Genomic DNA, 11,567 nt, shown 5'->3' on the forward strand with positions numbered 1-11,567 from the left:
ATAGGTATTGAGCGCGTTTGACGAGCACTGCATCCTGACTTGAATCAATAGTCAGGATTCGTCAACGCACATCCCTGTATGCAGGCGTTGTCGAGCACCTGAACGAGTCAGGAATGCAGCTCCGACCGGCGCGCCTGGGCGCACCAGTCCTGACACGATAGTCCGAACTTTTCGTTACGCAATGATGGCTAACTGAGATGGAGTTTCGAGGGGGGAAGAGCGGGCGGGGCGTTTGGCCCCGCTCGATGCGCCGGCCGGGTAGGCTGGCGCAGACCCGAAGGTCGGAAGGAGAGAACGCGGTGCCGGGCGGGTAGCCCCTGCAGGCAGCTGCGCCGCGTGGGTACAGCATGGCGTGGAAAGCTTTCAGCCAGCTTTCCACGAGATGACAGCGGCGTTTAACCGATGGTCATCAGGCTGGCGTTACCGCCAGCCGCTGCGGTGTTGACGCTCAAGGCGTGCTCGATCAGCAGGCGCTCCAGCGCAATGTCGGTTTCGCCCTTGTTCAGCCCGTGCACGCCGACGATGGCGCCCTTGCGCTGCGCTGCCTGCTCGCTCACCGCGCGCAACTGGTCGGAATCGCCGTGGTGCAGGATGGCGTCCAGCTCCACATCGATGCTGTTCCAGTCGGCCACCAGCTGGATGTGCTTCTGCACCTCCTTCGGCAGTTCCGCGTGCAGCGCGCGTTGGCTTTCCAGCCAGATCGCCTTGCTGCCCACCGCCAGGGTGGCGGCCAGTTGGGCCAGCAGGTCGCTGCGCTCGTCGGCCAGGTTGAGCACGCGCTCGCGCGGCAGCAGGCTGTAGCTGTTGCGCTCGCCGGTCGGGCCGGTCAGCGTGTGGCTGCTGTAGCTCTGCGACAGCGCGCGGTACTGCTCGAACAGCGCGGCGATGCCCGGCTCCTGCTTGCCTGCCCACTCGGCGAAGGCGGCGCGCACCTTGTCCAGTTCGCTCGGAACCGGCAGGGTCTGCACCTCGGCCTGTTGCAGGTACTGGGCGACCGCCTCCTGCGGACGGGTCGACAGCAGACGATACAGGTACAGCGGGCCACCGGCTTTCGGGCCGGTGCCGGACAGACCTTCGCCGCCGAACGGCTGCACGCCGACAACGGCGCCGACCATGTTGCGGTTGACATACAGGTTGCCGACCTTGGCGGTGCCGACCACCTGGGCGATGGTCTCGTCGATGCGGGTGTGCACGCCGAGGGTCAGGCCGTAGCCGCTGTCGTTGATCTGCTGCAGCAGCTTGCCAAGGTCAGCGCGCTGGTAGCGCACCACGTGCAGCACCGGGCCGAAGATCTCGCGCTTCATTTCGTCGAAGCTGTCCAGCTCGATCAAGGTCGGTACGACGAAGGTGCCGCGCTTGATCTCCTCGCCGTTGACGCGTGCCAGTTGAGTGACCTTGCGGCCTTTCTCGCGCAGCTTGGCGATGTGGGTTTCGATGCCGGCCTTGGCTTCGGCGTCGATCACCGGGCCGATGTCGGTGTTCAGACGCTCCGGGTTGCCGAGGCTGTATTCGGCCATGGCGCCCTTGAGCATGGTCAGCACGCGATCGGCCACGTCGTCCTGCACGCACAGCACGCGCAGGGCCGAGCAACGCTGGCCGGCGCTGTCGAAGGCAGAGGCGACCACGTCCATCACCACCTGCTCGGTCAGCGCCGAGGAGTCGACGATCATGGCGTTGAGGCCGCCAGTCTCGGCGATCAGCGGAATGGTGCGGCCCTGGGCGTCGAGACGACCGGCGATGTTGCGTTGGAGGATGCCGGCCACTTCGGTGGAGCCGGTGAACATCACCCCACGCACGCGCTCGTCACCCACCAGGCGCGCGCCGACGGTTTCGCCACGGCCCGGCAGCAGCTGCACGGCGCCAGCCGGGACGCCGGCCTCGCGCAGGATGCGCACGGCCTGGGCGGCGATCAGCGGGGTCTGCTCGGCCGGTTTGGCCAGCACGGTGTTGCCGGCGGCCAATGCGGCGGCCACCTGGCCACTGAAGATCGCCAGCGGGAAGTTCCACGGGCTGATGCACACCACCGGGCCTAGCGGACGGTGGCTGTCGTTGCCGAAGCTGCGCGCCTGGATCGCGTAATAGCGCAGGAAGTCCACCGCCTCGCGCACTTCGGCGATGGCGTTGGCGAAGGTCTTGCCGGACTCGCGTACCAAGAGGCCCATCAGCTGCTGCAGCTCGGCTTCCATCAGGTCGGCGGCGCGCTCCAGTACGGCGGCGCGCTCGGCCGGCAGGGTGGATTGCCAGATCTGGCCGCTGGCCAGGGCGCAGAGCAGGGCGCTGTCGACATCGGCAACGCTGGCTTCGCGCACGTGGCCGACCAGGTCACGATGATCGGCCGGGTTGCGCACCGGCTCCGGCTCGCCCGGGTTGGCGCCATCGCAACCGAGCATCGGCTCGGCCAGGTAGCTGTGGTTGACGGTGGACAGCAGCGCCGAGGACAGCGAGCCGAGGCGATGTTCGTTGGCCAGATCCAGGCCCGAAGAATTGACCCGCTCCTTGCCGTACAGGTCGCGCGGCAGCGGAATGCGCGGGTGCGGCAGACCGACGGCGCCTTCCTGCGCGGCCATCTGCTCGACCTGTTGCACCGGGTCGAGCACCAGGTCTTTCAGCGAGATGCTGTGGTCGGCGATGCGGTTGACGAAGCTGGTGTTGGCGCCGTTTTCCAGCAGGCGGCGTACCAGGTAGGCCAGCAGGGTTTCGTGGCTGCCCACCGGCGCGTAGATGCGGCACGGGCGGTTCAGCTTGCCGTCCTTGAGCTTGCCCACAACCTGCTCGTACAGCGGCTCGCCCATGCCGTGCAGGCACTGGAACTCGTACTGGCCCGGGTAGTAGTTCTGCCCGGCCAGGTGGTAGATGGCCGACAGCGAGTGGGCATTGTGGGTGGCGAACTGCGGGTAGATGGCTTCCGGCGCGGCCAGGAGCTTGCGCGCACAGGCGATGTAGGACACGTCGGTGTACGGCTTGCGGGTGTACACCGGGTAGCCTTCCAGGCCGTTGACCTGAGCCAGCTTGATCTCGCTGTCCCAGTAGGCGCCCTTGACCAGGCGGATCATCAGGCGATGACGGCTGCGCTTGGCCAGGTCGATGACGTAGTCGATGACGTACGGGCAGCGCTTCTGGTAGGCCTGGATGACGAAGCCGATGCCGTTCCAGCCGGCCAGGCTCGGCTCGAAGCACAGGCGCTCGAGCAGGTCCAGCGACAGCTCCAGGCGGTCGGCTTCCTCGGCGTCGATGTTGATACCGATGTCGTACTGCTTGGCCAGTTGGGTCAGGCCCAGCAGGGTCGGGTACAGCTCGTCCATCACGCGCTCGTACTGGGCGCGGCTGTAGCGTGGGTGCAGGGCAGAGAGCTTGATCGAAATGCCCGGGCCTTCGTAGATGCCACGACCGTGCGAGGCCTTGCCGATGGCGTGGATGGCCTGCTCGTAGGAGGCCAGGTAGCGCTTGGCGTCTTCCTCGGTCAGCGCGGCCTCACCGAGCATGTCGTAGGAATAGCGGAAGCCCTTGGCTTCCAGATTGGCGGCGTTGGCCAGGGCTTCGGCGATGGTCTCGCCGGTGACGAACTGTTCGCCCATCAGGCGCATGGCCATGTCCACGCCCTTGCGGATCACCGGCTCGCCGCTCTTGCCGATGATGCGGTTGAGCGCCGAGGTCATGCCGGCCTCGTTGTGGGTGGACACCAGCTTGCCGGTGATCAGCAGGCCCCAGCTGGCCGCGTTGACGAACATCGACGGGCTCTGGCCGAGGTGCTGACTCCAGTTGCCGTTGGCGATCTTGTCGCGGATCAGCGCATCGCGGGTGGCCTTGTCGGGGATGCGCAGCAGGGCTTCGGCCAGGCACATCAGCGCCACGCCTTCCTGCGACGACAGCGAGAACTCCTGCAGCAGACCCTGCACCAGGCCCTGACGGCCGCTGGCGTTCTTCTGGTTGCGCAGCTTCTCGGCAATGCCCAGCGCCAGCTTCTGCGAGGCCTCGGCCTGCTGCGGGTTCAGGCGCGCCTGCTCCAGCAGCATCGGCACCACTTCGGTTTCCGGGCGACGGTAGGCGCTGGTGATGGCAGCGCGCAGTACCGACTGCGGCAGGATGCTCTCGGCGAAGTCGAGGAACACCTGCAGACCCTGCTCGGTCAGCGACTCCAGGGCTTCCTCACCGGCAGCAGCGGCCAGGCCGGCATGCTCGGCGGGCGTCAGGCCACTCTCGACCTGCTCCAGATAATTGAAGATCGCCTGCTTGATCATCCAGTGCGGGGTGCGGTCGATCTTTGCTGCGGCGGTCTTCAAGCGCTCGCGGGTGGCATCGTCGAGTTTTACGCCAAGGGTCGTGGTAGCCATGGGGGAAGTCCTACTTGTTCGGGTTATTCACGGCAAAAAATCTGCGCGAGATTAAACCCGTAAAAAAGCGGGTGCAACCAGGTGCAACCATTATTTTCAATGATCCGACGGACGTTGCTCGCTGCCCGGAACCACCCTGATCGGCTTAATAAGGTAAAAGGTGCAACCCGCCGCCATGGCCTCGGTATTTGAGGATAGACCATCGTCAGGGTAGCGGTTGCGACACGTCCTGACCGGCGGCGGGCCTTTCAGATTGTTCCGACTATCAACTGGGCCGCCACCGCGAACATCATCGCCGCCACGCCCAGGTCGATCAGGCGCCAGGTCAGCGGCCTGGCCAGCCAGGGCGCAAGCCAGGCCGCGCCAAGCGCCAGGGCGCTGAACCAGAGCAAGGAGGCGCTGGCAGCCCCCGCCGCATAGGCACCGGGTTCGGGCTGCTGGGCGCCGAGCGAACCGATCAGCAGCACGGTATCGAGATAGACGTGCGGGTTGAGCAGGGTGACCGCCAGCGCTGCGAGCATCACCGCTCGAAGCGAACGCGGTTCGCTGCCAGCCGCCTGCAGTGATTGTGGGCGGGCGGCGCGCAGCAGCGCCTGGCTGCCGTACCAGAGCAGAAACGCGGCGCCGCCCCAGCGGGAGATGGCCAGCAGCGTCGGGCTTTGCGCAAGCAAGGTGGCGAGGCCGAACACGCCCGCCGCCACCAGCACCGCGTCACAGACGATGCACAGCGCCGCCACCGACAGGTGATGTTCGCGACGCAGGCTCTGCGCCAGAACGAAGGCGTTCTGCGCGCCGATGGCCATGATCAGACCGATGGCCACCAGCAGGCCATTGCTGTAGCTCTGCCACATCAGGCTGACTCCGGCGTGGCGGCGGCTGCAAGCGCGCGCAAGGTGGACAGCGCCCGTTCGGCGCGTTCGATGGGCACGAAGAGATGGTCGTGATGAAAGCCGGCGACCACGTTGCAACTGATACCGGCCTGAGCCAGGGCGGCGGAGAACGCCGCGGTCAGGCCCACGGCCGCCAGCGACGAATGGACCTGCAAGGTGATCCACGCGGCGATGTAGTCGTAACCCAGACCGTGGGCGTCGGCGACGTCGCGCTGCAACACCAGGCTCAGGCCCTCGGCTTCGCGCAGGCTGGCGATGGGTTGCAGGCCGCTGCAGTCGTGGTCGGTGGCGACGCAGCAGAACACGTACTGCCCGGGGTTGAGCCGCGGCGTCATGCTCTGCAGCAAACGTGAGAGATCGGTTTCGCCGGCCATGCTGGGCTCCAGAGGTAAGGTGGATGCTGGCGAGTCTGCGGCGCGAAGGGGTATAAGAGAAACAAATAATGCTGATTGCACATTAGGAAAATCGATTGTTCGATTACAAATTGCTGGCCGCCCTGGCAGCGGTGGTGGAGCAGGCCGGTTTCGAGCGGGCGGCGCAGGTGCTGGGCCTGTCGCAGTCGGCGGTATCGCAACGCATCAAGCTGCTCGAGGCACGGGTCGGCCAGCCCGTGCTGGTGCGTGCAATGCCTCCGGCGCCCACCGAGATCGGCCAGCGTCTGCTCAACCACGTACAGCAGGTGCGCCTGCTCGAGCGCGACCTGCAGGCTCAGGTTCCCGCGCTGGATGAACAGGCCTTGCCGGAGCGTCTGCGCATCGCCATCAACGCCGACAGCCTGGCCACCTGGTGGGCGGCGGCGACGGCCGAGTTCTGCGCCACCCGGCGGGTGCTGATGGAGCTGGTGGTCGAGGATCAGGAAGTGGGCCTCAAGCGCATGCGCGCGGGCGAGGTGGCCGGCTGCGTATGCGCCGCCGAGCGGCCGGTAGCCGGCGCGCGCAGCCTGGCACTGGGGGCGATGCGTTATCGCGCGCTGGCCAGCCCGGCCTTCATCGCGCGGCACTTTTCCACTGGCGTCACGGCCGAGGCGCTGGCGCGGGCGCCGGCCATCGTCTATGGCCCGGACGATCAGTTACAGCACCGCTACTTGGCGGGATTGGGGGTTACCGGCGCCTTTGCCTATCACCTGTGTCCCTCATCGGAAGGTTTCGTGCGCCTGACCGAAGGCGGCCTGGGCTGGGGCCTGGTGCCGGAGTTGCAGGTGCGCGAGGAGTTGGCCTGCGGCAGGCTGGTAGACCTGGTGCCGGAGCGCTTCATCGACGTGCCGCTGTACTGGCACCACTGGCGCAACGGCGGTGAGCTGTTCGGCGAGCTGACCGCGCAGTTGCGTCGCCACTCGGCTTCGGTGCTGGTACCACAGCTTTCATAAGCGGCCTGCCGGGTCGTCGTTCTGGCCTTCGCCGACAGCGCAGTCCGGAATGAGCGCTGCTAGAGTGCGGCCATTATAAAAAACGATGTTGGGGGGACGATGAGGATTCTGGTCACTGGTGCGAGTGGTTTCATCGGTGGGCGTTTTGCCCGTTTCGCCCTCGAGCAAGGTCTGGCAGTGCGGGTTAATGGCCGCCGTGCCGAGGGTGTGCAGCACCTGATCAAGCGCGGCGCCGAGTTCGTTCAGGGCGACCTGGGCGATGCCGAGCTGGCCCAGGCGCTGTGCCGGGACGTAGAGGCAGTGGTGCACTGCGCCGGCGCCGTTGGCGTGTGGGGCGACTATGCGCATTTCCATCAGGCCAATGTGACGGTCACCGAGAACATCGTCGATGCCTGCCTCAAGCAGAAGGTGCGGCGTCTCGTGCATCTGTCTTCGCCATCGATCTACTTCGATGGCAAATCCTATGTCGATGTCCGAGAGGAGCAAGTGCCCAAGCGCTTCTCCGATCACTACGGCAAGACCAAATACCTGGCCGAGCAACAGGTATTCGCCGCGCAGGAGTTTGGCCTGGAGGTGATCGCCCTGCGCCCGCGATTCGTCACCGGAGCCGGCGACACCAGCATCTTCCCGCGACTGATCGGCATGCAGCGCAAGGGCCGCCTGGCGATCATCGGCAATGGCCTGAACAAGGTCGATTTCACCAACGTGCACAATCTCAACGAGGCCCTGCTCAGCTCGCTGCAGGTCGGTGGTGCGGCCCTCGGGCAGGTGTACAACATCAGCAATGGCGCGCCGGTGCCGTTGTGGGATGTGGTCAACTACGTGCTGCGCCGCCTGGAGCTGCCACCGGTGACCCGGCATGTGCCGTTGCCGCTGGCCTATGCTGCGGCGACGCTCAACGAGGGTGTGTGTCGCCTGCTGCCCGGGCGGCCCGAACCGAGCCTGTTTCGCCTGGGCGTGGCGGTGATGGCCAGGGATTTCTCCCTGAACATCGATCGTGCCCGTGAATACCTGGGCTACGAGCCCAGGGCCAGCCTGTGGGAAGCGCTGGACGAGTTCTGCACTTGGTGGCAGGCGCAGATGGGGCCTCAGGCGTAGATGCGCTGGCCGCGATAGATGCGCACCGAGCCGGTTGCGCCGCCGGCCGGCAACTCCGCTGCCGCCTCGGGCGTCGCGACGCCCCGGGGTTGATCGGAGAGCTCGGCCAGGCGCCTGCCCAGGCTGCGGGTTTCTTCGTCATCGGACTTGAGGCTGCCATCGAGCATGGCACCGATGGCGTCGGGCTGGCTGAGGCGAATGTCCACTGCCTGCTCTTCGCGCAGGCGACGACGCAGCGCTTTCATGCAGTCCAGTACTTCTTTGTTCAGTTCCATCGCGACTTCCCCCGGTTGGTTGAAGGGGCACGGGGTGCGGCATCCTCGCCCGCCGTGACCTGGCTAGCCACTTCCTGGTGGCTTTCACACGCACACGTATTTTGGTGCTGAGTGCATTGAAGAACTTTCAGGCCGCTTGCTGGCTCGTGAGCGACGCGCCATGAGCGCGTTCAGGACGGGATCAAAAAAAGCAAAGTGCGTACCAGTTCAAGTTTTGCGGAACTGCCGGGCTGCAGGCGAGTCGATGGCCCTGTCGCGCCCTTTGTGGGTGCGCCACGCACCTGCTTGGCGCGACGCTGATGCCATAGTGGCGAATCGGTATACTGCGCGGCATTTCCGTTTCTACGTTCCAGCCATAGGTCCGACCATGCGCAATGACGCCAATGATGAGCTCGACAACCTGCCCAGCCTGACCCCGGAGCGCCGCGAGGATTTCGCCGAGCCACGCGAGGAGCCGGCCCCGCGCAGCAGCCGCGTGACCAGCAGCAAGGCGCCGGCGGCCAGGGGGGGCAGCACCGGGCCGTTGTGGGCGTTGGTTGGTGCGCTGAGTTTCGCCCTGGCCGGCCTGGGCTGGTGGAGCCTGCAACAGATCGGCCTGATGGAGCAGCGCCTGGTGGCGACCCAGGAGAGCTTCGCGCGTATCAGCGAAGAGGCCGCCGGACGTATTCAGGATATTTCCGGCAAGGTGGTGGCCACCGAATCCAGCGTCACCAGCGGCAGCGAGGCGCTCAAGCTGCAGGTCAAACAGTTGGAGACGCGCCTGGCCGAACTGAGCAAGCAGCAACAGCAGAGCGCAACCGCTCAGGCCGCGCTGGACAAGCGCGTCGAGCAACTGGGTAGCGAACTGAAGAGTGGCGTTGGTGCCAGCGCCGATTTCGACAAGCGCCTGCAGGCGCTGAGCAGCGAGCAGGCAGCGCTGAAGGCCGCGCAGGGTGACGCCAAGGCGACGCTGGCCGAACTGGCCAGGCTCGATACCCGTATCAAGGCGCTCGGTGGCGATATCGATGCGCTGAAGAAGCAGGGCAACCCGGCCCAGGCCATCCGCAGCCTGGAGCAGGATCTGCTGGTGCTGCGCAGCGAGCTGGACAATCGCCCGGCCGCCACTGGCGCGGGCCCGACTACCGCCGAGTTCGATGCCTTCCGTGCGCAGATGACGCGCAACATCAACACGCTGCAGAGCCAGGTGGCGAATCTGCAGCAGCAGATCAATGCGCGTTGAGCCCTGGATGTAGGAGCGAGCTTTGCTCGCGAAGATATGTTTGCTACAGCGATTCGCGAGCAGAGCTCGCTCCTACCTCGAACGAATGCACCTGTGAAAACGCCGCGCTCCTGCAAGGGGCGCGGCGATTTTGCTGTTCTGTCGTAGGGTGCGCCGCGCGCAGCGACATTGCTCGTCTCGCCCGTTGGTACGCGCAGCGCACCCTACATGAAGCGCCTTACAGGCGCGGATAGTCGATATAACCGACCGGGCCCGAGCCGTAGAAGGTTTCCGGATGCGGCTCGTTCAGCTCTGCGTCCTGCTGCAGACGCTCCGGCAGGTCCGGGTTGGCGATGAAGGGGATACCGAATGCCACCGCATCGGCCTTGCCTTCAGCCAGCCAGGCGTTGGCCCGGTCCTTGGTGAAACGCTCGTTGGCGATGAACACGCCGCCGAATTCCTTCTTCAGTTGCGGTGTCAGGCTGTCGTCGCCTTCCTTCTCGCGGGCGCAGATGAAGGCGATGCCGCGCTTGCCCAGTTCGCGGGCGACGTAGCCGAACGTTTCAGCGCGGTTGGCGTCGCCCATGTCGTGCGAGTCGGCACGCGGCGCCAGGTGTACGCCAACGCGGCCGGCGCCCCACACGGAAATGGCGGCATCGGTCACTTCCAGCAGCAGGCGAGCACGGTTTTCGACGCTGCCGCCGTAGCGGTCGGTGCGCTGGTTGGTGCTGCTCTGCAGGAACTGGTCGAGCAGGTAGCCATTGGCACCGTGGATTTCCACGCCATCGAAACCGGCCGCCATGGCATTCTCGGCGCCCTGACGATACGCCTCGACGATATCGGCGATCTCTTCGGTTTCCAGTGCGCGCGGGGTGACGTAGTCCTTGATCGGCCGCACCAGGCTGACGTGGCCGGCCGGCTGGATCGCGCTGGGCGCGACCGGCAGTTCGCCGTTCAGGTAGATCGGGTCGGAGATGCGCCCGACGTGCCACAGTTGCAGGACTATCTTGCCGCCATTGGCATGCACCGCCTGGGTGATGTTGCTCCAGCCACGCACCTGCTCGTCGGACCAGATGCCGGGGGTGTTCGGGTAGCCCACGCCCATCGGCGTGACGGCGGTGGCTTCGCTGATGATCAGGCCGGCCGAGGCGCGCTGGGTGTAGTACTCGGCCATCAGTGCATTGGGCACACGGCCTTCGTCGGCACGGCAGCGAGTCAGCGGCGCCATGATGATGCGATTGTTCAGGTGCAGATCACCGATCTGGATAGGGTCGAACAGTGTGGGCATGTGATTTCTCCGAAGGAAGAGTCGAATCAGAGTTGCTGGCCTAGGCGCTCGACGAAGGCCTGGATCAGCTCGTCGTTACGCTTGAAGAAGTGCCACTGGCCGACCTTGCGGCTGGTCACCAGACCGGCGCGTTGCAGGGTGGTCAGATGGGCGGAAACGGTGGACTGCGAAAGCCCGGTGCGCAGGAAGATCTTGCCGGCGCACACGCCGATCTCCAGCGGGTGATCCTGTTCGGCGAAGTGGCGTTCGGGCTCCTTCAACCAGTCGAGGATGTCGCGGCGTACCGGGTGGGCGAGGGCCTTGATGATGGCGTCGAGATCGATGTCCATGGCGTGATCGTTGCGTATCGGCATGTGGCGAACCTTATATCGTCTCTGAGCGATATACAGATCGTTTGTTCCGATAGTCTCCATCAACCGCTTCGATGTCTTGTCAGTGCTAAGCTCGCCGGATGAACTACCTCGCCCATTTGCATCTCGGCGGCGATGCGCCGGCACAGCTGCTTGGCAGCCTCTATGGCGATTTCGTCAAAGGCCCGCTCAACGGACGCTGGCCGGCGCAGATCGAGGCCGCCATCCGTCTGCACCGGCGTATCGATGCCTTCACCGACAGTCACCCGCTGCAGGCACGCGCACGAGCGCGTTTCCCGCTTGAGCGACGGCGCATGGCCGGCATGCTGCTGGACCTGTTCTTCGACCATTGCCTGGCGCGTGATTGGCAGGCCTATGCCACTTTGCCGCTGGAGCGCTTCACTGGTCGGGTGTATCAGGTGCTGGCTGCCGAACCGGAGTTGCCGGGGCGTCTGGCTCTGATGGCGCCGCGCATGGCTGCGCAGGACTGGCTGGGCAGCTACCGCGAGTTCGCGGTGCTGGAGCAGGTGATTGCCGGCATGCAGCGGCGGCTGTCCAGACCACAGTTGCTCGACGGCAGCCTGAGCGAACTGGAGCGTCTGTACGAACCGCTCAGCGAAGACTTTCGCGCCTTCTATCCGCAGCTGATGGCATTCGCCGCGGCGGAGCTGGGGCGTGGCCCGGAGGCAATCCGGGGGTGAGCATCCCCGCTCGCGGCTGAAGCACCTCCCACAGAAGCGGATGTCTGGCACCGTGGGAGGGGCTTCAGCC

10 protein-coding genes are annotated in these 11,567 nt (G+C 65.6%); 4 read left to right on the top strand and 6 right to left on the bottom strand.

Annotation, left to right across the window (positions count from 1 at the left end):
- Positions 1-395: 395 nt before the first annotated feature.
- The 3 genes from putA to DXK50_RS13500 form a co-directional block, all read right to left on the bottom strand.
- Positions 396-4,331, bottom strand: coding sequence for a trifunctional transcriptional regulator/proline dehydrogenase/L-glutamate gamma-semialdehyde dehydrogenase (gene putA, locus DXK50_RS13490; RefSeq protein WP_212630663.1), 3,936 nt, complete (start codon positions 4,329-4,331; stop codon positions 396-398).
- 248 nt (positions 4,332-4,579) lie between these two features.
- The gene (locus tag DXK50_RS13495) at positions 4,580-5,182 is read right to left on the bottom strand and encodes a LysE/ArgO family amino acid transporter (protein WP_161867378.1); all 603 of its coding nucleotides are present in this window, start codon (positions 5,180-5,182) and stop codon (positions 4,580-4,582) included.
- Positions 5,182-5,595 (bottom strand): ACT domain-containing protein, encoded by a 414-nt coding sequence (locus DXK50_RS13500; protein WP_212630664.1) that lies wholly within the window; start codon positions 5,593-5,595, stop codon positions 5,182-5,184. The genes DXK50_RS13495 and DXK50_RS13500 overlap by 1 nt, the downstream gene beginning before the upstream one ends.
- A gap of 95 nt (positions 5,596-5,690) precedes the next feature.
- Here DXK50_RS13500 and DXK50_RS13505 point away from each other — a divergent pair, with 95 nt between their 5' ends.
- On the top strand, positions 5,691-6,587 hold the full coding sequence (locus DXK50_RS13505; RefSeq protein WP_161867380.1) for a LysR family transcriptional regulator ArgP: 897 nt from the start codon (positions 5,691-5,693) through the stop codon (positions 6,585-6,587).
- Positions 6,588-6,686: 99 nt separating this feature from the next.
- Complete coding sequence (locus DXK50_RS13510; protein WP_212630665.1) at positions 6,687-7,685, top strand: NAD-dependent epimerase/dehydratase family protein; 999 nt, start codon at positions 6,687-6,689, stop codon at positions 7,683-7,685.
- Here DXK50_RS13510 and DXK50_RS13515 read toward each other — a convergent pair.
- Complete coding sequence (locus tag DXK50_RS13515) at positions 7,676-7,960, bottom strand: hypothetical protein (RefSeq protein WP_161867382.1); 285 nt, start codon at positions 7,958-7,960, stop codon at positions 7,676-7,678. The two genes, DXK50_RS13510 and DXK50_RS13515, sit on opposite strands and share 10 nt — an antisense overlap.
- A 367-nt stretch (positions 7,961-8,327) precedes the next feature.
- Here DXK50_RS13515 and DXK50_RS13520 point away from each other — a divergent pair, with 367 nt between their 5' ends.
- Positions 8,328-9,179, top strand: coding sequence for an ATPase (locus tag DXK50_RS13520; protein ID WP_212630666.1), 852 nt, complete (start codon positions 8,328-8,330; stop codon positions 9,177-9,179).
- 217 nt (positions 9,180-9,396) lie between these two features.
- Here DXK50_RS13520 and DXK50_RS13525 read toward each other — a convergent pair whose 3' ends face one another.
- Entirely contained in the window at positions 9,397-10,446 is a 1,050-nt protein-coding gene (locus DXK50_RS13525; protein ID WP_212630667.1) for an alkene reductase, read from the bottom strand.
- A 26-nt stretch (positions 10,447-10,472) separates the two neighbouring features.
- A complete protein-coding gene (locus DXK50_RS13530) occupies positions 10,473-10,775 on the bottom strand; it encodes an ArsR/SmtB family transcription factor (protein ID WP_041769672.1) in 303 nt (100 codons plus the stop codon).
- 122 nt (positions 10,776-10,897) lie between these two features.
- Here DXK50_RS13530 and DXK50_RS13535 point away from each other — a divergent pair, with 122 nt between their 5' ends.
- On the top strand, positions 10,898-11,497 hold the full coding sequence (locus tag DXK50_RS13535) for an acyl carrier protein phosphodiesterase (RefSeq protein ID WP_161867385.1): 600 nt from the start codon (positions 10,898-10,900) through the stop codon (positions 11,495-11,497).
- Positions 11,498-11,567: the final 70 nt, after the last annotated feature.

This window comes from Pseudomonas sp. KB-10 (assembly GCF_018221585.1).
Lineage (GTDB): Bacteria > Pseudomonadota > Gammaproteobacteria > Pseudomonadales > Pseudomonadaceae > Aquipseudomonas > Aquipseudomonas yangonensis.